This window comes from Cyanobium sp. Cruz-8D1 (assembly GCF_024345975.1).
In the GTDB taxonomy this organism is placed as follows: Bacteria; Cyanobacteriota; Cyanobacteriia; order PCC-6307; family Cyanobiaceae; genus Cyanobium.
The window spans coordinates 1-17,942 of record NZ_JAGQCD010000032.1 but is presented as its reverse complement, the minus strand read 5'-3'; the positions used below and the strand labels follow the sequence as shown (position 1 = coordinate 17,942).

Here is a 17,942-nt window from a genome sequence, read left to right as displayed (position 1 = left end):
GTCAGGGCTGATGAGGTTCCAGTCGCTGCAGCAGGGCCGGCAGCTCGGCGGCGAAGGCGGTGAGGTTGCGGTTGCAGAGGCCCGCCACGTGCAGCCGGCCGCCAGCCCCATCGGCGATGGCCCAGAGCTGGCGGGTGGCCACCAGGCTGAGGCCACCGCCCAGCAGGGCGATGGCGAAGCCGGTGTAGACGAGGGGCACACCCGGATCGCGTTTGAGCAGGATGCCGCTGGCCGGCAGCACGCTCGCCACCCGGATTGGCAGCCCCTTCACCTCCTGGGCCTCCCCGCCGGGCACCAGCTGGGCCAGGGCCACCCCATCGGGGCCGAACACCTGCACCGGCCCCTGCTCGCTGGTGAGGCTCAACAGCACCGGCTCGGAGCCATCGGGGCGGGTGGGCAGCACCAGCCCCCAGAGCTGATCGCCGAGCTGGGGGAAGCTCTGCAAGGGCAGCTCCAGCACCGGGCTGCGGCCCAGCTGCAGGCTGATCGTCGCCAGGGACCAGTCCGCCTGGTACAGGGTCATGCCCCGGTAGCGCAGGGGGTGGTTGACGCTGATCGCGGCTTCCGTGGGCGGGGCGGTGTCGGTGGGGGGGATCAGCCGCAGGCTGGAGGAGAACTGCTCCGGCCGCCCGGCTGGATCCCGCTGGATATGGAAGTCGTCGAGGGCCAGGGTCACCTGGGTGTTGCCGCGGCTGTCGAGCAGTTCCAGTTCCCGGCCCGGGGCCAGAAAACGCTCCAGCCGCTGGCCGCCCAGGGCGCCCCAGGCCGCCCCCACCATCAGCACCACCATGCCCGCATGCACCAGCAGCGGGCCCACCCTGCCGAGCACCCCCCGGCGGGCCGCCAGGCGGCCGTCCTGGCGACGGATCTGCCAGCCCGTACGGCGCAGATCGGCCTCCAGCCGCTCCAGGCCGGCCACGGGCTCCGCGGTGAGCAGGGTTTCGGCCACGCTGAGCTTGCTGAGCTGGCGCGGGCTGCGGTAATCGACCCAGCGCAGGGAGGCCTGCAGGGCGGGCCACTGGCGCCGCCAGCTGCAGAGGATCAGGGACAGGCCCAGCCAGGCCAGCAGGCCCAGGAACCAGCCGCTGGAATAGACGTGATCCAGCTGCAGCCGCAACACCCCGTCCCCGCCCAGCAGGCCCAGCCAGGGGTGGGGGTCGTAGAGCTGGTGGTAGAAGGCCTCCTCTTCTTTCTGGGGGATCGCCGTGCCGACACCGCTGGCCAGGGCGATCAGCAGCAGCAGGCCAATGGCCAGGCGCAGGTCCGAGATCCAGCCGGCCAGGCGTTGCAGGGGGCGCCAGGGCGAGGCGGCGGTGCTGGTCATGGCAGCACTGACAGCAGGGTGAGGCCGCCGCTGGCGAGCAGCACCACGCCGCTGATCGGTGGCACCCACTGGCCCAGCCGGCGCAGCTGCAGCAGCCCGGGCAGGGAGGCGGCCACGGTGCCGGCCAGCAGCAGGGGCAGCACCTGGCCGGCGCCGAAGCTGCAGAGCAGCAGCATGCCGACCAGGGGCTGGCCGCTCTGGGCCATCCAGGCCAGAAGCACCGCCAGCACCGGGGTGGTGCAGGGGGTGGCGGCCAGGCCGAAGGCCAGACCGGCCGCCAGGGGGGCCAGCGGGGCCGGCACCCGCCGCCGCCAGCGCTCCGGATCGGGTCCGGCCGGCAGGGGCAGGCGCAGCAGGCCCAGCAGGTTGAGGCCCATCACCACGGCCACGACGGCCACCAGCAGGGGCAGCTGGCCGGGGATGCGGCCGTAGAGGCTCCCCATCAGGCCACTGGCCAGGCCGAGCAGCACCAGGGCCGCCACGATGCCGGCGGCGAAGCTGACGCTGCGCTGCCAGGGGGCACGGCCCTGAGCCTCTGTGCCGAAACCGGCCAGGTAGGCCAGGGTGACGGGCAGGAGCGAGAGGGAGCAGGGGCCGAGGCTGGTGAGCAGGCCGCCGCTGAACACCACCGCCAGGGTCAGGGGACCGGGGTGGGCCAGGGAGCCCTGGAGCAGCAGTTCACTGCTGCGGGCCCAGTCGGCGAACGGCAGCCCGGGGCTGAGCATGGCCGGTCAGGTGTGGCAGCAGGGCTCAGCCTATCGGGGCAGGCCGTTGGGCCCGGCGTCGGGGCCGGACCGGCTCGAGTCCGGAGGACTCCAGGGAGCAGCGCAGCAGCAGCCCGGCCAGGAAGAGGCTGCTCAGCAGGGAGTTGCCGCCGTAGCTGATCATCGGCAGGGGCAGACCGGTGGTGGGCATGGAGCCGCTGGCCACGGCGATGTTGAGGATCGACTGGCCCACCAGCAGGGTGGTGCAGCCGATGGCCACCAGCCGGTGCTGGTTGCTGCGGCAGGCCAGGGCCACCCGCAGACCCACGAAACCGAAGATCACCAGGAACAGCAGCAGCATCACCGAACCGATGTAGCCGAACTCCTCAGCGAAGACAGCGAAGATGAAATCGGTGGTCTGGATCGGCAGGTACTGGAGCTTCTGGGTGGAGAGCCCGAATCCCGAGCCGAGCACGCCCCCCGAACCGATGGCCAGCAGGCTCTGCACCAGCTGGTAACCGTCGCCTTGGGCGACGCGCCAGGGGTCCAGGAAGGAGCTGACCCGGGCCAGCTGGTAGGGGTTGATCATGATGCTGAGACTGCCCAGCACGACACCGCCGCCGGCCGCCCCCAGCAGCATTGTCAGGGGCAGCCCGCCGGCCAGGGCCATCAGCCAGAGCAGCAGGCCGAGCAGGGCAGCGGTGCTCAGGTTGGGCTGTTTGAGGATCAGCAGGATCACCACGCCGAAGATGCCGATCCAGAGGAGTTTCTGGTCGAGGGCGATGCGGCGCCAGTGGGAGAAGATCACGGCGCCCTGCAGCACGATGAAGGGCTTGATCAGCTCCGAGGGCTGCAGCTGCACCGGGCCGAGCACCAGCCAGCGACTGGCCCCGTTGACGGTGGTACCCACCACGAGGGTGGCGGCCACCATCAGGGCGCCCACCAGCAGGGCCGGTGCCGCCAGGTGCAGCCAGCGCCGCATCGTCGTGCGCAGGCCCAGCCAGAGCAGCCCCCAGCTGGCCACCAGCCAGATCGCCTGACGTTTCACGTAGTAGGCCCCGTCCCCCATCTCCCGCTGGGCCACCCACCAGCTGGCGGAGGTGAGCACGAGCAGGCCCACCAGGCTCCACAGGGCCACCAGGCCCAGCAGCAGGCGGGCTTCTGCCGGCCACTGCTGCCAGGGCAGCGGCATGAAGCCGGCGCCGTGACGGCCGTGGAGCAGACGTGGTGAAGAAGTGGACAAGGCCGCGGCAGGAATCCGGTAATGGCCCATTCAGCCGTGACGATGGCGGGTTTGTCGAGTCGCGCTGAACATTTCTGCGTCTCTGCTCTGGGTCTCCTTCGCTGGCCGTGGCTCAAAGCGCAAAAAAAAGCCCGGCCTAGGGCCGGGCGCTGGAGCGGAGGTGCCGGCAGGCCCTCAGTTGCCGCAGTTCTGCTGACGACGGCCAGTGGCCAGTTCCACCTTCAGGATCCTGCCGCCCTGCTTCATGATCCGCTGCTGTTCGGCGAACCAGCTGTGATAAGGCACCCACTTGGTGAAGTAGGTGTTCTGCAGCTCCCTCTGACTGCGTGCCTTGTCGGGGCAGGGAATGCAGGCCGTGATCTTGAACAGGCGCATGGGGTGATCCTCGGAAAACGTGCCGTGGTGGGGGCGTTGCTGGGGATCAGTTGCCCAGGCCGGAGCTGATGTAATCGAAGTAGACGCCCATCTCACGACCGGCATCGGGGCCGACGAGGGAGGCGGTGGTTTCCTTCATGGCCTGGATCGACTGCACCGTGGCGCCGATGGGCACACCCAGGGAGTTGTAGGTCTCCTTGAGGCCGTTCAGCACGCGCTCGTCGAGGATCGACGTGTCACCGGCCAGCATGGCGTAGGTGGCGTAGCGCAGGTAGTAGTCGAGGTCGCGGATGCAGGCCGCGTAACGACGGGTCGTGTACATGTTGCCGCCCGGACGGGTGATGTCCGAGTAGAGCAGGGCCTTGGCGACGGCTTCCTTGATGATGGCCGAAGCGTTGGCGCTGATGGTGGCGGCGGCCCGCACCCGCAGCTCACCGCTGGCGAAGTACTGCTCGAGGCGGCCCATGGAGCCGCCGTCCAGATAGAGCCCCTGGACGTCGGCCTGGTTGATGACGTTGGTGATGGCGTCTTGCATGGATCCTGGGTTTGATGGCGATGGACGGGAGGGAGGTGAAACCTCAGGAGAGGGCGCCGACCACGTAGTCGAAGTAGAAGCCGGCCTCTTCGGCATCGGAGCCGGTGAGGAGACCTGTGGCTGCGGTCTTCATCTCGCGCACGGCTTCCGCCATGGCTTCGAGGGGGGTGCCGAGGGCGCGATACATCTCGCGGGCCCCGATGACGCCGATCTCTTCGATCGGGGTCACATCCCCGGCAACCACGCCGTAGGTGACCAGACGCAGGTAGTAGTCCATGTCGCGCAGGCAAGAAGCCGTCATCTCCTCCCCGTAGGCGTTACCGCCGGGGGAAACGAGATCGGGGCGCTTCTGGAAAAGCTGGCCTCCGGCCTGCTTCACGATGCGCTCCCGGCTTTCAGCCAGGACCTGGGCGACGCGCAGACGACGCTGACCTCCTGCCACGAACGACTTGATCTGGTCAAGTTCGCCAGGGCTGAGGTAGCGGGCTTCGGCGTCCGCGTTGATGATCGAGTTGGAGACGATGCTCATGCAGTTCTGCCTCGAAACAAGCGGTCACCGTGAAGGAGACCGGTATCCGGTGGGTAAGGGTGATCGGCTTGGCCGACCGTCGCATCATTCTGCGGCAAGGCCCGTCGCTCGACTGGGGGCCGGTAACAGTTCTTCACGGCGGATGTCTTGGCGAGATCCCTTGGCTTGCAACGGCTTTGGCCGGAGTTCTTAACACCGTGCAAGCGCAGCAATTGTTCATCTTTTGATGTCGCGGCCAGGCGCACCGCAAGCGGATTCACAGATGAATCTCCCCGTCTCGTTGTAGAGACAGGCCATAAGAAACCCCCCGGGGCTGACCCGGGGGATCGCTCAAAGCAGGGGGACCGCTCCCTTCAGGGGCGAGCCTCGATCGGGTGGGAGGCGATCAGATCGCGCCCTTCACCGAGGGGGTGAGACCGCCATTGCCTCCATAGAGAGAGGCGGTGCGGTTCACCGTGGTGAGGGGGACGCCATCTTCGGTGGCCAGGCCGCGAAGGTAGGGCACGGTGCCCTGGCCGAAGGCCGAGGCGTACTCCTGGGCGTTGAGCAGTTCGGCCACGGCCGCCTGCTGGCCGGCGGTGGCGCGGGTGGCAAGGAACCGACTCACTTCCGCCGGCATGGCGGCACGGCCGAGCAGGGCCAGGTAGGCGGCCGAGGCCGCCCGCAGGGGGGCCATTCGCTGCAGACGTTGCTGGAACAGATCACTGCCGGCGATCTGGGACACGAATTCGGCCACCGAAAGCTGGCCGTCTCGCAGCTGGGATTCCGGATCCATCTGCCGTTCGGCCGCGAAAGGCACGCGGTTGAGGAGCTGGCGGTACACCGCCTGCACCACCTCCTGGACCTGGGTTTCGCTGGGATCCCTCAGCAGCTGCAGGGGACGCGACAGGCTCTGACGACGGCTGAAGCCCTGGGGGGAGCCGGGCCGCAGGGCCTTGGCCATCGCCCCGTCGGGAGCGACGGCGGCGCCGCTCAGCAGGCTGGTGCCCACCGAGGCTTTCCAATTGCCGGCGATGCCGATGCTGACGGGGGCCACATAGCCATTGCTGCCGCCCGTCGTGGAGACGCCGCTGCGCCACACCGGGGCGGAACCGCCGCCGGGCTGCCAGCGGGACTGGCTCCAGCTGCGGGTGGGGGCCGGCGGCTGCTTGACCGTCTGGGGGCCACTGGGGACCCCGGAAGAGACCGTGGCGCTCTGGCCACCGGCCACATCGGCCTTCCACTGCCCGCGCACGTTCGGCCTCGCCGTCAGGTTGCGCGGCACCAGGTCGCCCACGGTGCGCAGCGCCTGGGACACCTGCACGGTGGGGCGCTGGAGGGGCGTGATGTCGGCGACCGGCACCAGGGTTTCCACCAGGCCTGGCACCCTGCGGGCATTGCGATCGGCCGCAGTGATGAAGCGCTCGTAGGGGACGGTGTCCTCGCCGAAACAGTCGTTGTACTCGCGGCTTTCGAGCATGGCGTCAACGACGCCATAGAACCCCTTACGGGCCGCCATGTCGAAGTAGGCGTTGATCTCCCAGCGGCCGAAGCTGGGCCGGCCGAGCAGGCGGCGGTGCATCACCTCGATGGCCTTGGTGATGTAGAGGTTGCTCCAGTAACGACGACGGAAGGCTGTGGAGCGGGCCACCTGGCGCACGAACTCCCTCAGGCTGATGTCACCGTTCTCAAGCTTGATCTCCTCGACCTTGTTGCGCTCGCCGGCGTAGCCGGCGGTGCCCAGCACCTGCACATAGACCGCATTGATGACGGCCTGGGTGCTGGATTCGGTGCCACGGATGCTGGGCTGGCCGCCCCGACGGGGTGTGGAGCTGCCGCCGGTGGCGATCTGCCGCAGGCGCACCACCTTCGGACCCACCCGGCGTGGGACGGCCTTGCGGAACTGGGCACTGTCCATGGGCCCGGGCTGGGCCATGCCGTTGCCGATCAGGATCCGGCGGGTGTCGTAGCTGAAGGGCGCCGGCCGGGTGGCCACCGAAGCCGTGCTGGACGGGAAGATCGCCCCGTAGGTGAGGGCCAGGGGATCGTTGCCGCCGCCGTAGGGGTGCTGGTCGGCGAGGGGTTGGCGGTAGGAGGCGTAGAGGGTGATGTACTGGGGGGCACCCTCGAACGGGGCACTGAAGCGGAAGAGGTTGCGGTTGGACCCCCAGCCGGCGCTCTCCTGGGCTTCCTCGCCGATGTCGCGAAGGTAAGGAACCGTTTCCTCACCGAAGACCCGGGCGTACTCCATGCCGTTGATCAGGGCATCAACGAGGCCGTTCAGGCCCTTGGCGCTGACGATGGCGAAGTACTGGCGGAACTCCTCGATCGAGCTGACACCGCGGCCGAGGAAATGGCGGAAGGCCAGTTCCACCACCCGGCTGTTGGAGAAGCGGCCATAGAACTGCCGCTGATAGACCTTGCTGCGGCCGAGGGCGCGGATGAACTCCCGCATCGAGAGTTGGCCCTGGCGCACCTGGGTGGCTTCCACCGGGCAGACCACCTGGGAATAGCCCTTGACGATGTCCCGCTCGAACACCTGGCGGTAGGCGGCACGGATGATCTCCGCCTTCTCAGCGCCGGATAGGCGTGGCCGCATCACGAAGCGCTGGGCACCTTCGGCGGCGAGGGCATAGGTCGCCGGAAGCTGCAGCCCCTGGTTGACGGGGCTGCCGAGGCGGGCGCGGGTGGAGGGGGTGGCCACCTCGAGCTCCTTGAGGAGCACGTTGAAACAGTCGATCACCAGCTGGCGGGCTTCCGCCTCGCCCTTGAACAGGCCGGCGGCGGCGGCGCGCATCTCCTGCAGCGCCACGTTGGTGGCCGAAAGAGAGCAGGCCTTCTCGAGGACGTCGCGGAGGCCGCGGGTGTTCACCGCCAGAATGCTGGGATCGCCGGCGATCACCGCGTAGCCCACGTAGCGCAGGAACCAGGCCATGTCCCGCAGCGACTTGCGCATGCGGGCGTTGCCATAGATCGCCACCGAGATGGGGCTGAAGCCACTGGGCAGCACGACCCGCACGTCGGCGTCGGCCTGGACGCCCTCGAGGATCCGGCCGAGCAGCCCACTGCCCCCGGAGCCCTGGGCGAAGGTGCGCACCGAGCGCTGGAAGGCGGCCTGGTCGGCGGCGAGGGCGACACCATCGGCGGCCCCAGCGCTGGGGGTGCTGAGGGGGGCGTCGAGATAGGAGAGGGGGGTGCCGCCCGTGAAGATGCGGTTGGCGGCCCGGGCCACGATCGCGTCGGCGTTGGCGGAGATCCGTCGGGCGGCTTCGACGCGGATCTGGCCGCTGCGGAAGAAGGTGATCAGGGCGTCCAGTTCGCCGCCGTCGGGGAAACGGTCCTGCTGCTCCGCCTTCCGGACGCTGGAGAGCGGCAGGGTGTCGTAGCGCTGGGGGGCGACCCTGGTGCTGCCGCTGCTGGCGGTCACGGTCATGAACGAGAGCGAGCCGGGCTGGGTCACGTTACGGCTGCCCCCCTGGCCCCCTGGCGGGGGATGAACAAATGTTTGCAGCCTTGCCTGAGGCTCAGGCTGAACGGCGGCCGGCGCCGTGGAATGCTCCCTGACCCTGCACCAAGGCACCGATGGATCACCCCCTGGAGGCCCCGCTGGATGCCGCCACGCCGGTGGTGAGCGCCTTCTATGACCGTTTCCCCTACCCGGGGGATCCCCTCCAGGACGGCCCGCCTCCTGGATACAACTGGCGTTGGTGCGTGGACAGCGTGGTGGCGGCCGTGGATGGGGGCCTGCCGCCGGCGCCGCGCCCCTGGCGGATCCTCGACGCCGGCTGCGGCACGGGGGTGAGCACCGACTACCTCTGCCATCTCAATCCACGGGCCACCGTGCTGGCGGTGGATATCAGCGCCGGTGCCCTGGCGGTGGCCCGGGAGCGGACCGGCCGCTCCAAGGCGGCCGCCCAGGTGACGGAGCTGCGCATCGAGCAGCGCAGCCTGCTCGATCTGGCGGGGGAGGGCCCCTTCGATTACATCAACTCCGTGGGGGTGCTGCATCACCTCGACCAACCCGATCTGGGCCTGCGCGCCCTGGTGCCCCTGCTGCGGCCGGGGGGGCTGCTGCACCTCTTTCTCTATGCCGATGGCGGCCGCTGGGAGATTCATCGCACCCAGCGGGCCCTGGCCTTGATGGGGGTGGGCACCGGCCCGGCGGGCCTGCGGCTGGGGCGGGAGCTGTTGACCACCCTTCCGGAGACCAACCGCCTGCGGCGGCATCACGCGCAGCGCTGGGCCCTCGACACCGCCGCCGATGCCAACTTCGCCGACATGTATCTCCACCCCCAGGAGACCAGCTACGACCTGGATCGCCTGTTCCGTTTCATCGATCAACCAGGGGTTTGCTTCGCCGGTTTCTCCAATCCCGAGGTCTGGGATCCGGCCCGGTTGCTGCGGGGGGAGCTGCTGGAGCGGGCCCAGGCCCTGCCGCCGGCGCAGCAGTGGGCCCTGGTGGAGAGCCTCGATCCCGACATCAGCCATTTCGAGTTCTTCCTGCGGCGCCAGGACGGCAACGGGGCAGCGGAGGGGGTGCCGGAGGCGTGGAGCGATGCGGCCCTGCTGGCGGCCGGCGGCGAGCGCAACCGTTGTCTGTGGGGTTGGCCGTCCACCGCCTTGCTGGGGCCCGACCTGGGGCCCCTGACCATCACCGAGCCGGAGCTCGCCCTGATGCAGGCCCTGGAGGCGGCCCCCGCCGGCACGCCGATCGGGGCGCTTCCCCTGGCCCAGGGCCCCGAAGAGCGGCTGTCGGCGGCGCGGCGGTTGCTGGCGGAGCGGGTGCTTCTGTTGCTTAGAGCCTGACCGGGCCGAGTGATAAAGTCCGCACGCCCAGATGGAGCCTCGACGGTTGCAGGCTGCCCTGACCCCCTCCCCGGATGCCGTCCCCCCCGTGGAGACGTCGGCCGAAGAGGTCGCAGTCCATCCGACCAGCGAGGCCATTCCCCTGCCTGAGGTCGCCGACGCTTCGTCGACGGTGAACAACGGCATGGACGATTACCTTCGGCTGCAGCGCCGGATGCTTCTTTCCACGGTCTGTGCCACCGCCCTGGCGGTGCCCATCACGGCCCTGTGGTTCGATCTTTCCACCGCTTTCAGTCTCTTGGTGGGAGCCCTGGCGGGTCTCCTCTATCTCCGGCTCCTGGCCCGCAGCGTGACCCGCTTCGGCGTCGAAACCAAGGGGGTGGGCAAGGCCCAGCTGCTGGTGCCGGTGGTACTGGTGCTTGCGGCCGCCAGGCTTCCCGTCCTTGAAATCCTGCCGGCCCTGGTGGGATTCCTCCTCTACAAACCCGCCTTGATTGTTCAGGCCGTCCTCGACACCTGATCTCCCATCTTTTCCAGCCGCCTCGGCTGTATCGACGTTCCGCCAGGTCCTATCCCCGATGGCTCCGTTGCCCCTCGCCCTTCCCTTCGCCGCCCTTGAGGTCGGCCAGCACCTGTACTGGCAGCTCGGCAATTTCAAGATCCACGGCCAGGTTTTCCTGAGCTCCTGGGTCGTGATCGGCGCCCTGTTGGCCGTTGTGGTGGTCGGCACGCGCCGCCTGGAGCGTGATCCCAGGGGCGTTCAGAACCTGCTGGAGTTCCTTTGGGATTACCTGCGCGACATCGCCCGCGAGTACATCGGCGAGAAGGCCTACCGCGACTGGCTTCCCTTCATCGGCACCCTGTTCCTGTTCATCTTCGTGAGCAACTGGGGCGGTGCCCTGATCCCCTGGAAGCTGGTCCACCTGCCCAGCGGTGAGCTGGGTGCTCCCACCGCCGACATCAACACCACCATCGCCCTGGCGCTGCTGGTGTCGCTGGCGTATTTCTACGCGGGCCTGAGCCGCAAGGGTTTCCGGTACTTCGAGTACTACGTGGAGCCCACGCCGATCATGCTGCCGTTCAAGATTGTCGAAGACTTCACCAAGCCGCTCTCGCTCTCCTTCCGACTGTTCGGCAACATCCTTGCTGATGAACTGGTGGTCGCCGTGCTGGCGTTCCTGGTGCCCTTGATCGTGCCCCTGCCGGTGATGTTCCTCGGCCTGTTCACCAGTGCGATTCAGGCCCTGATCTTCGCCACGCTGGCCGCGTACTACATCGGCGAGGCTGTCCACGAGGAGCACCACTAGCTCCCGTCCACGCTGGGCCGGTCCCCCGGTCTGGCAAACTCCTTGCGCGCAGGTCCGGCACGATCCGGGCCCGCCTTCCCAGGTGTCCCCGGCGCAGGGTTCTCGACAAGGTTCCTTCCGCGCTTCCCCGGCGCCCCACATTTCTAACCCCACCATGGATTCCCTTACTTCCGCTGCGTCCGTCGTGGCTGCTGGTCTTGCCGTCGGTCTCGGCTCCATCGGTCCTGGCATCGGCCAGGGCACCGCTTCCGGCGGCGCCGTTGAAGGCATCGCCCGTCAGCCCGAAGCCGAAGGCAAGATCCGCGGCACCCTGCTGCTCTCCCTGGCCTTCATGGAATCGCTCACCATCTACGGCCTGGTGGTCGCCCTGGTGCTGCTGTTCGCCAACCCCTTCTCCTGATCGGAGGCCGTCGCGGGGATGAGCGGGCCGCGCGTTCGTCGCGGCCCTTCTCCACCCCCGGCTCCATTCACGCCTCCACCACCGCCCGCCTTTTTGCCCCATGACCAGCTGGCTTCTGCTTGCCGAGGCAGGTGCGACCGCAGGGTCGCCCGAGGGAGGTCTGTTTGACCTCGACGCCACCCTGCCGCTCATGGCGCTGCAGGTGGTGCTCCTCACCTTCATCCTCAACAGCCTTTTCTTCCGACCGGTCGGCAAGGCCGTGGAGGACCGTGAGGGGTACATCGCCACCAGCCGCACCCAGGCCAAGGAGAAGCTGGCCCAGACCGTGCGTCTCGAGACTGATCTCAAGGAGCAGCTGAAGGGAGCTCGACTCGAGGCCCAGAAAGTGATCCTGGAGGCTGAGCAGGCTTCCGATCGTCTGTATCGCGAGGCCATGGCTGTCGCCCAGGCGGACGCCATCGCCAGCCGCGAGAGCGCCCGCAGCAAGATCGATGCCCAGCGGTCCGATGCCCTGAGCCTGCTCGAGGCCGATGCCGACAGGCTCGCCGACCTCATCGTCGACCGTCTTCTGCCTGCCTCATGACTTCCTCCTCACTTCTTTCCACGCTGACGACGCTGTTTGCCAGCCACGGCACCTTCGGCCTCAACCTCGACGTCTTCGAGACCAACATCATCAACCTGGCGATCGTGATCGCCGGTCTGGTGTGGTTTCTGCGGGGCTTCCTCGGTGGCATTCTGGAGCGCCGCCGCGAGCGGATCCTCGGGGAGCTCCAGGACGCTGAGGAGCGCCTGAGCGCCGCCAGCGCATCCCTCGCTGTGGCCCAGAGCAGCCTCGGTGAAGCCCGTGCCCGGGCCGAGCAGATCCGCGCCGATGGCAAGGTCCGCGCCGAGGCGATCCGCCTCGAGACCGAGAAGCGCACTGTCGAGGAGATGGCGCGGCTCAAGCAGGATTCCAAATCCGATCTGGATTCCGAGGTCTCCCGTGTCAGCAAGTTGCTGCAGCGCGAGGCCGCCGAGATGGCGATCGCCAAGGCCCTCGCTAGCCTCCCCGGCCGCCTTGACGCCAAAACCCAGGCCCAGCTGATCGATCATTCCATTCAATCGATGGGGAACGCCTGATGCCTCTGCTTAACACCATCACCACGCCCTACGCCGACGCTTTCCTCCAGGTCTGCGACGCCAATGGCGACACCGAGGCGGTGATCGATCAGGCCCGGGCGATCCTGGCCCTCTGGCACGACTCCAGCGACCTGCGCGAGGCGATGGCCTCCCCCGTCCTTGAAGTCGAAGGCAAGAAGGCGGCCCTCGAGCAACTTTTCGGCGGCAGCATCTCCCCGTCCTTCCTCAACCTGCTCAAGCTGCTGGCCGACCGCCAGCGGATCGGTTTCCTCGATGCCGTCCTGGAGCGGCTCCTGGATCTCTACCGCGAGCAAAACCAGATCGCCCTGGCCACGGTGACCTCCGCCAGCCCCCTGAGCGAAGAGCAGCAGGCCCTGCTCGCCGAGAAGGCCAAGGTCGTGGCCGGTACCGACAAGGTGGAGATCAGCCTCGCGGTGGATCCTGCCCTGATCGGTGGGTTCGTCCTCAGCGTCGGCTCCCGGGTGATCGACGCCAGCCTCGCCGGTCAGGTGCGGCGGCTCGGCCTGACGCTCGCCAACGTGAGCTAGCGCTTCGCTCCCTTTCTTCTCTCCTTCTCACTTCATCGCCTCCCCTCCGGGGACTCCCACCCATGGTTTCCATCCGCCCCGACGAGATCAGCGCCATTCTTAAGAAGCAGATCGCCGACTACGACAAGTCGGTGTCTGTCAGCAACGTCGGCACCGTCCTGCAGATCGGGGATGGCATCGCCCGGGTTTACGGCCTGGAGCAGGTGATGGCCGGTGAGCTGGTGCTGTTTGAGGACGGCACCGAGGGCCTGGCGCTGAACCTGGAAGACGACAATGTCGGCGTCGTGCTGATGGGAGAAGGCCTGGGCATCCGGGAAGGCAGCACCGTCAAGGCCACCGGCCGCATCGCGGCGGTGCCGGTGGGCGACGCCATGCTGGGCCGGGTGGTGAATGCCCTGGGCCAGCCGATCGACGGCAAGGGTGAGATCCCCACCACCGAGACGCGCCTGATCGAGTCGATGGCGCCTGGCATCATCCAGCGCAAGTCGGTGCATGAGCCCATGCAGACCGGCATCACGGCCATCGACGCCATGATCCCCATCGGCCGCGGCCAGCGGGAGCTGATCATCGGCGACCGCCAGACCGGCAAGACCGCCATCTGCATCGACACCATCCTCAACCAGAAGGGTGAGGACGTGGTCTGCGTCTACGTGGCCATCGGCCAGAAGAACGCCTCGGTGGCCAACGTGGTGGAAGTGCTGCGTGAGCGCGGCGCCCTGGATTACACCGTGGTGGTGGCGGCCAGCGCCTCGGAAGCGGCGGCCTTGCAGTATCTGGCCCCGTACACCGGTGCGGCCATCGCCGAGTCCTTCATGTATAAGGGCAAGGCCACCCTGGTGGTGTACGACGACCTCACCAAGCAGGCCCAGGCCTACCGCCAGATGTCCCTGCTGCTGCGCCGTCCCCCTGGCCGTGAGGCCTACCCCGGCGACGTCTTCTATTGCCACAGCCGCCTGCTGGAGCGGGCCGCCAAGCTCTCCGACGCCATGGGCAAGGGCAGCATGACCGCCCTGCCGATCATCGAGACCCAGGCCGGTGATGTTTCGGCCTACATCCCCACCAACGTGATCTCAATCACCGACGGCCAGGTGTTCCTCAGCTCCGACCTGTTCAACTCCGGCCTGCGGCCTGCCATCAACGTGGGCATTTCGGTGAGTCGGGTGGGCGGCGCCGCCCAGACCAAGGCGATCAAGAAGATCGCCGGCACCCTGAAGCTGGAGCTGGCCCAGTTTGACGAACTGGCGGCCTTCTCGCAGTTCGCCTCCGATCTCGATGCCGCCACCCAGGCCCAGCTGGCCAGGGGCAAACGTCTGCGTGAGCTGCTCAAGCAACCCCAGTTCAGCCCCCTGATCCTGGCTGAGCAGGTGGCTGTGGTCTATGCAGGCGTCAAGGGTCTGATCGATGACGTGCCCGTGGAACTGGTACCCCAGTTCGCCCGTGAGCTGCGCGAGTACCTCAAGAGCAGCAAGCCCGAGTTCATCGAAAAGGTTCAGACCGACAAGGTCCTGAGCGACGAATCCGAAGCCATGCTCAAGGAGGCCATCCGCGAGGTCACCTCCTCGATGCTGGCCGCCGCCTGAGGAATTTCCACCCATGGCCAATCTCAAGGCAATCCGTGACCGGATCAGTTCGGTCAAGAACACACGCAAGATCACCGAAGCCATGCGGCTGGTGGCCGCCGCCAAGGTGCGTCGCGCCCAGGAGCAGGTGCTGCGCACCCGCCCCTTCGCCGATCGCCTGGCCCGGGTGCTGCAGAACCTCGAATCCCGCATGGGCTTTGAGGGGTCCGATTCCCCCCTGCTGGCCGAGCGCCGTCCGGTGGGCACCATCACCTTGCTCGTTGTCACCGGCGACCGCGGCCTCTGCGGCGGCTACAACGCCAACGTCATCCGCCGGGCCGAGCAGCGCTTCGCCGAACTCAAGGGCCAGGGCTTCGCGGTCGACATGGTGCTGATGGGCCGCAAGGCCATCACCTATTTCACCAACCGCTCCTACCCGATCCGGGCCACCTTCACCGGCCTGGAGCAGGTGCCCACTTCCCAGGATGCCAACGAGATCTCCAACGAAGTGCTGGCCGAGTTTCTTTCGGCCAGCACCGATCGGGTCGAGATCGTGTTCACCCGCTTCATCAACCTGGTGAGTTCCCAGCCAGTGGTCCAGACCCTGCTGCCCCTCGATCCCCAGGGCATCGCCAGCTCGGATGACGAGATCTTCCGTCTCATCACCCGCGATGGCCGCCTCGGCGTGGAAATGGGCAAGGTGGAAAACGCCGAGCCGTCGCTTCAGCCCGACTTCGTGTTTGAGCAGAGCCCCGAGCAGTTGCTCAATGCCCTGCTTCCCCTCTATCTGGCCAACCAGCTGCTGCGCTCCCTCCAGGAAGCGGCCGCCAGCGAACTGGCCAGCCGGATGACGGCCATGAACAACGCCAGCGATAACGCCAAGGCGCTCGCCAAGACCCTCACCCTCGACTACAACAAGGCCCGCCAGGCGGCCATCACCCAGGAGATCCTGGAAGTGGTGGGCGGCGCGGCAGCGATGGGCTGATCGTCAGCTCCAGGTGGCCGGTGGCGGGATCCCGCTCCCGGCCCAATGCCCAGCCTTCCGGGCACATCAGCAGCATTTCCATCGTGGTTCGCACCCGGCTACCGTGGCAGAGCTGCCCGCCACGCGTACGCTCTACGGCGTCTGCCACCACCAAGTGCAGGTGGGCCCCATCGCAGCTCACGCTGCCGGCCATCGACACCACTTCCTGCGGACCTGTCAGGAGCACTGCTTCGGCTTGATCTGCGAAGCGAAGCACGGCACTCTCGAGGCTGCCGATGCCGCAGACGATGAAGCCCCAGAGCCTCGGATCCGCCTTGGCCATCGCTTCAAGTTCCTGCGCAGATCCACCCCTGGCAAGAGACGAAGCGGTCGGTGGGTCCCGGCGGTCATCAGAGGTTCCCTTCAGGGGTCAACACCCACAGACATACCGCTTTCTGTTGAACAGCCGCAGGCAGGTCTCCACCACATCAGTGTCGTCGAGCTTGGCTTTGTTCTTGGTGATTTCCGCCAGGGCCGCACCGCTGCCCAGGCCGGCACGGTAGGGGCGGTGGGCGCCCATGGACTGCACCACGTCGGCGACGGCCACGAGCCGGGCAATCGGCCAGGGAAAGTCCACGTCCTTACCTTCTGTTTTCTTCGCATTACTCCTCTGTCTGCAACTGCAGACGCGTTTTGTGTCCCACAGGCTCCTTGGCCTGGTGGCGGTTCAGCCGGGGCATTGCGCACATCATGGCCTAGTGATGGTGTTGCATCGCGATGATGACGTTGCCCTTCTTGCGCCCGGTGTCGACATAACGGTGGGCTTCCACAATCTGCTCAAGCGGATAGCGTCGATCGATCACCGGTTGGACGTCTCCAGCTTCTGCCAGTGCCGCCAGTTGGTGCAGGTCGTCGCGTTTCACAGCAACAGGCCCCGCGATGATCATGTGGCGGCTCATCAGCGACACCCACACGCCCAGCAGCATGTCCGGCAACCCGGCCACCACCATCAGCAGGCGCCCCCCATCCTTCAGTGACTGCTTGCAGCGTGAATAGCTCACCGTGCCGACCGTATCGACAATCAGGTCGTAGGTTTCACCGTTGTGGGTGAAATCGACCTTGGTGTAGTCGATGACGTGGGCCGCGCCTAAAGCGATGACCAGATCGCGATTCGCCGTGCTGCACACCCCGGTGACCTCGGCCCCGAAGTGCCTCGCCAGCTGCACCGCAGCCGTGCCCACCGCTCCGGAGGCCCCATTGACGAGCACCTTGTCTCCCTGTCGCACCTTGCCTCGACGTAGGAAATCTAGGGCCGTCGTTCCGCCAAAGGAGAGGGCGGCGGCTGCTTCGTCGGTGAGTCCGGGCGGTGTGGCCACCACCATGCCGTCCTGGGGCAGGCAGATGACTTCGGCATGGCAGCCCATGCGGGCGTCGCAGAAGGCGAACACCCTCTCTCCCACCTTGAATCGGGTGACGTCGTTGCCGATCGCGGCGACAACGCCGGCCAGCTCCGAGCCGAGGATGGGCTGCCTGGGTTTTCGAATACCAAACACCAGCCGCATGATCAGTCCGAAGCCCGTCGGAACCGTCAGGCTCCTCAGCCGCCAGTCCGCTGATGTGACGGTCGTGACGTGGGTCCGGATCAGGATTTCGTTGTCTTTGGGCGTGGGTGTGGCGATTTCCTCGATGCGCAGCACCTCGGGCGGCCCGTAGCGGTCGTAGACAACGGCTTTCATGGTGGATGGGCTTCTGTGATGGGTTGGATTCCGGTGCAGAGCTCGAGGCTGCCACCGAGAAGGCCATGTAGGCCTTGGCGAGGCTCTCCTTGCCGCCCGTTTCGACAATGGCCCCATGGGCCACGATGACCCTGTCGACATCCCACTGCAGGACAACTTGCAGGGCCCTGGCCAGGGAAGCCCTGTCGGATGTGGCCAGTCGCTCGAGAATGGTGGGCTCCAGGCGATTGAAACTGCCGCCTATCCGTGTGATGAACCGGGTGAGCCAGGGAGCGGAGGCATCGAAGTTGAAGGCACTGTCCGTGAGGATGGGGGTCCTGCTGGGTGTGTGGCAAAAGGCCACTTCGTGAAGGGGTGACGGCCCTGTGGGCCCCAGGGTGTGGCGCCCCGTCAGGCCGCACCCCACAGGACTGCCTGGGGGAAGCGCTGTTTGAATGCCTTGAGATAGAGATGGTGGAAGGCGTTAGGCGCCACGATATCGCTGACGACACCCAGCGCGGCCAATCCCTGTTCGAGCCCAGCAGATGGCTGGATTGGCGAAACGACCACCAGTCTGTTGCTGTGCCGCCGGCAGATGACGGCCATCCTGGTGCCGATGCTCAGGCCGGAGTAGGTCTGCGGCTGACTGCCCGACACATCTCATCCGAGACGGTCATGCGACAGCCAGCAGTTGGGACTGGCGTGGCTGTGGCGGCAGGTCAATCCGCGTGAACCAGGGCTGTTTCTGCCGTCGTTGGACGCCGCGGCTGGGGATGCAGGGCTCCTGATCCCGCAGTGGGATCGGTATCCAGGCCAGCAGCGTTCTGCCGGCGTG

At 67.3% G+C, this 17,942-nt stretch carries 20 protein-coding genes; 9 read left to right on the top strand and 11 right to left on the bottom strand.

Annotated elements, in window-relative coordinates; translation table 11 throughout:
• Position 1: 1 nt before the first annotated feature.
• The 7 genes from KBZ33_RS16125 to KBZ33_RS16095 form a co-directional block, all read right to left on the bottom strand.
• Entirely contained in the window at positions 2-1,324 is a 1,323-nt protein-coding gene (locus KBZ33_RS16125) for a cytochrome c biogenesis protein ResB (protein ID WP_254954362.1), read from the bottom strand.
• Positions 1,321-2,049: a cytochrome c biogenesis CcdA family protein gene (locus tag KBZ33_RS16120; RefSeq protein ID WP_254954363.1), complete on the bottom strand. Its 729-nt coding sequence runs from the start codon at positions 2,047-2,049 to the stop codon at positions 1,321-1,323. The genes KBZ33_RS16125 and KBZ33_RS16120 overlap by 4 nt, the downstream gene beginning before the upstream one ends.
• Before the next feature lie 25 nt (positions 2,050-2,074).
• Positions 2,075-3,220: an FtsW/RodA/SpoVE family cell cycle protein gene (locus tag KBZ33_RS16115; protein WP_254954379.1), complete on the bottom strand. Its 1,146-nt coding sequence runs from the start codon at positions 3,218-3,220 to the stop codon at positions 2,075-2,077.
• Between the two features lie 225 nt (positions 3,221-3,445).
• Positions 3,446-3,646, bottom strand: coding sequence for a phycobilisome linker polypeptide (locus KBZ33_RS16110; RefSeq protein ID WP_216906015.1), 201 nt, complete (start codon positions 3,644-3,646; stop codon positions 3,446-3,448).
• 46 nt (positions 3,647-3,692) lie between these two features.
• A complete protein-coding gene (gene apcB, locus KBZ33_RS16105; RefSeq protein ID WP_216906017.1) occupies positions 3,693-4,181 on the bottom strand; it encodes an allophycocyanin subunit beta in 489 nt (162 codons plus the stop codon).
• A 43-nt stretch (positions 4,182-4,224) separates the two neighbouring features.
• Positions 4,225-4,710 carry an allophycocyanin subunit alpha apoprotein gene (locus KBZ33_RS16100; protein ID WP_015110589.1) on the bottom strand — a complete coding sequence of 162 codons (486 nt, stop codon included), beginning with the start codon at positions 4,708-4,710 and terminating at the stop codon, positions 4,225-4,227.
• A 385-nt stretch (positions 4,711-5,095) separates the two neighbouring features.
• Positions 5,096-8,122: a phycobilisome rod-core linker polypeptide gene (locus tag KBZ33_RS16095; protein ID WP_254954365.1), complete on the bottom strand. Its 3,027-nt coding sequence runs from the start codon at positions 8,120-8,122 to the stop codon at positions 5,096-5,098.
• Between the two features lie 149 nt (positions 8,123-8,271).
• On the opposite strand from KBZ33_RS16095, the gene KBZ33_RS16090 reads away from it, so the two are divergent.
• From KBZ33_RS16090 to KBZ33_RS16050, 9 genes are all read left to right on the top strand, one after another.
• Positions 8,272-9,495 carry a bifunctional 2-polyprenyl-6-hydroxyphenol methylase/3-demethylubiquinol 3-O-methyltransferase UbiG gene (locus KBZ33_RS16090; RefSeq protein ID WP_254954366.1) on the top strand — a complete coding sequence of 408 codons (1,224 nt, stop codon included), beginning with the start codon at positions 8,272-8,274 and terminating at the stop codon, positions 9,493-9,495.
• A 46-nt stretch (positions 9,496-9,541) separates the two neighbouring features.
• A complete protein-coding gene (locus tag KBZ33_RS16085; RefSeq protein ID WP_254954367.1) occupies positions 9,542-10,015 on the top strand; it encodes an ATP synthase subunit I in 474 nt (157 codons plus the stop codon).
• 58 nt (positions 10,016-10,073) lie between these two features.
• Positions 10,074-10,802 (top strand): F0F1 ATP synthase subunit A, encoded by a 729-nt coding sequence (atpB, locus tag KBZ33_RS16080; RefSeq protein ID WP_254954368.1) that lies wholly within the window; start codon positions 10,074-10,076, stop codon positions 10,800-10,802.
• 154 nt (positions 10,803-10,956) lie between these two features.
• Entirely contained in the window at positions 10,957-11,202 is a 246-nt protein-coding gene (atpE, locus tag KBZ33_RS16075) for an ATP synthase F0 subunit C (RefSeq protein WP_015110594.1), read from the top strand.
• Between the two features lie 100 nt (positions 11,203-11,302).
• The gene (locus KBZ33_RS16070) at positions 11,303-11,785 is read left to right on the top strand and encodes a F0F1 ATP synthase subunit B' (protein WP_254954369.1); all 483 of its coding nucleotides are present in this window, start codon (positions 11,303-11,305) and stop codon (positions 11,783-11,785) included.
• Positions 11,782-12,321 carry a F0F1 ATP synthase subunit B gene (locus KBZ33_RS16065; RefSeq protein ID WP_254954370.1) on the top strand — a complete coding sequence of 180 codons (540 nt, stop codon included), beginning with the start codon at positions 11,782-11,784 and terminating at the stop codon, positions 12,319-12,321. The genes KBZ33_RS16070 and KBZ33_RS16065 overlap by 4 nt, the downstream gene beginning before the upstream one ends.
• The gene (gene atpH / locus KBZ33_RS16060) at positions 12,321-12,869 is read left to right on the top strand and encodes an ATP synthase F1 subunit delta (RefSeq protein ID WP_254954371.1); all 549 of its coding nucleotides are present in this window, start codon (positions 12,321-12,323) and stop codon (positions 12,867-12,869) included. Before KBZ33_RS16065 ends, atpH begins: the two co-directional genes overlap by 1 nt.
• A 62-nt stretch (positions 12,870-12,931) precedes the next feature.
• Positions 12,932-14,449: a F0F1 ATP synthase subunit alpha gene (gene atpA, locus KBZ33_RS16055; RefSeq protein WP_254954372.1), complete on the top strand. Its 1,518-nt coding sequence runs from the start codon at positions 12,932-12,934 to the stop codon at positions 14,447-14,449.
• Positions 14,450-14,462: 13 nt separating this feature from the next.
• Positions 14,463-15,413 carry a F0F1 ATP synthase subunit gamma gene (locus KBZ33_RS16050; protein WP_254954373.1) on the top strand — a complete coding sequence of 317 codons (951 nt, stop codon included), beginning with the start codon at positions 14,463-14,465 and terminating at the stop codon, positions 15,411-15,413.
• On the opposite strand, the gene KBZ33_RS16045 is transcribed toward KBZ33_RS16050, so the two are convergent.
• The 4 genes from KBZ33_RS16045 to KBZ33_RS16030 all read right to left on the bottom strand — a co-directional run bounded on the left by KBZ33_RS16045 (position 15,364) and on the right by KBZ33_RS16030 (position 17,713).
• On the bottom strand, positions 15,364-15,819 hold the full coding sequence (locus tag KBZ33_RS16045; protein ID WP_254954380.1) for a PCC domain-containing protein: 456 nt from the start codon (positions 15,817-15,819) through the stop codon (positions 15,364-15,366). The two genes, KBZ33_RS16050 and KBZ33_RS16045, sit on opposite strands and share 50 nt — an antisense overlap.
• A 3-nt stretch (positions 15,820-15,822) precedes the next feature.
• Positions 15,823-16,029 carry a hypothetical protein gene (locus KBZ33_RS16040; protein WP_254954374.1) on the bottom strand — a complete coding sequence of 69 codons (207 nt, stop codon included), beginning with the start codon at positions 16,027-16,029 and terminating at the stop codon, positions 15,823-15,825.
• A gap of 118 nt (positions 16,030-16,147) precedes the next feature.
• Complete coding sequence (locus KBZ33_RS16035) at positions 16,148-17,128, bottom strand: NAD(P)-dependent alcohol dehydrogenase (protein ID WP_254954375.1); 981 nt, start codon at positions 17,126-17,128, stop codon at positions 16,148-16,150.
• Between the two features lie 390 nt (positions 17,129-17,518).
• Positions 17,519-17,713 (bottom strand): DUF4336 domain-containing protein, encoded by a 195-nt coding sequence (locus KBZ33_RS16030; RefSeq protein ID WP_255011844.1) that lies wholly within the window; start codon positions 17,711-17,713, stop codon positions 17,519-17,521.
• Between the last annotated feature and the right edge of the window lie 229 nt (positions 17,714-17,942).

What these genes read in the sequence shown, in the direction of transcription:
- KBZ33_RS16125 (WP_254954362.1), bottom strand. Translation starts at nt 1,324, where the DNA reads ATGACCAGCACCGCCGCCTCGCCCTGGCGCCCCCTGCAACGCCTGGCC.
- KBZ33_RS16120 (WP_254954363.1), bottom strand. Translation starts at nt 2,049, where the DNA reads ATGCTCAGCCCCGGGCTGCCGTTCGCCGACTGGGCCCGCAGCAGTGAA.
- KBZ33_RS16115 (WP_254954379.1), bottom strand. Translation starts at nt 3,220, where the DNA reads ATGCCGCTGCCCTGGCAGCAGTGGCCGGCAGAAGCCCGCCTGCTGCTG.
- KBZ33_RS16110 (WP_216906015.1), bottom strand. Translation starts at nt 3,646, where the DNA reads ATGCGCCTGTTCAAGATCACGGCCTGCATTCCCTGCCCCGACAAGGCA.
- apcB (WP_216906017.1), bottom strand. Translation starts at nt 4,181, where the DNA reads ATGCAAGACGCCATCACCAACGTCATCAACCAGGCCGACGTCCAGGGG.
- KBZ33_RS16100 (WP_015110589.1), bottom strand. Translation starts at nt 4,710, where the DNA reads ATGAGCATCGTCTCCAACTCGATCATCAACGCGGACGCCGAAGCCCGC.
- KBZ33_RS16095 (WP_254954365.1), bottom strand. Translation starts at nt 8,122, where the DNA reads ATGACCGTGACCGCCAGCAGCGGCAGCACCAGGGTCGCCCCCCAGCGC.
- KBZ33_RS16090 (WP_254954366.1), top strand. Translation starts at nt 8,272, where the DNA reads ATGGATCACCCCCTGGAGGCCCCGCTGGATGCCGCCACGCCGGTGGTG.
- atpB (WP_254954368.1), top strand. Translation starts at nt 10,074, where the DNA reads ATGGCTCCGTTGCCCCTCGCCCTTCCCTTCGCCGCCCTTGAGGTCGGC.
- atpE (WP_015110594.1), top strand. Translation starts at nt 10,957, where the DNA reads ATGGATTCCCTTACTTCCGCTGCGTCCGTCGTGGCTGCTGGTCTTGCC.
- KBZ33_RS16070 (WP_254954369.1), top strand. Translation starts at nt 11,303, where the DNA reads ATGACCAGCTGGCTTCTGCTTGCCGAGGCAGGTGCGACCGCAGGGTCG.
- KBZ33_RS16065 (WP_254954370.1), top strand. Translation starts at nt 11,782, where the DNA reads ATGACTTCCTCCTCACTTCTTTCCACGCTGACGACGCTGTTTGCCAGC.
- atpH (WP_254954371.1), top strand. Translation starts at nt 12,321, where the DNA reads ATGCCTCTGCTTAACACCATCACCACGCCCTACGCCGACGCTTTCCTC.
- atpA (WP_254954372.1), top strand. Translation starts at nt 12,932, where the DNA reads ATGGTTTCCATCCGCCCCGACGAGATCAGCGCCATTCTTAAGAAGCAG.
- KBZ33_RS16050 (WP_254954373.1), top strand. Translation starts at nt 14,463, where the DNA reads ATGGCCAATCTCAAGGCAATCCGTGACCGGATCAGTTCGGTCAAGAAC.
- KBZ33_RS16035 (WP_254954375.1), bottom strand. Translation starts at nt 17,128, where the DNA reads ATGAAAGCCGTTGTCTACGACCGCTACGGGCCGCCCGAGGTGCTGCGC.
- KBZ33_RS16030 (WP_255011844.1), bottom strand. Translation starts at nt 17,713, where the DNA reads ATGGCCGTCATCTGCCGGCGGCACAGCAACAGACTGGTGGTCGTTTCG.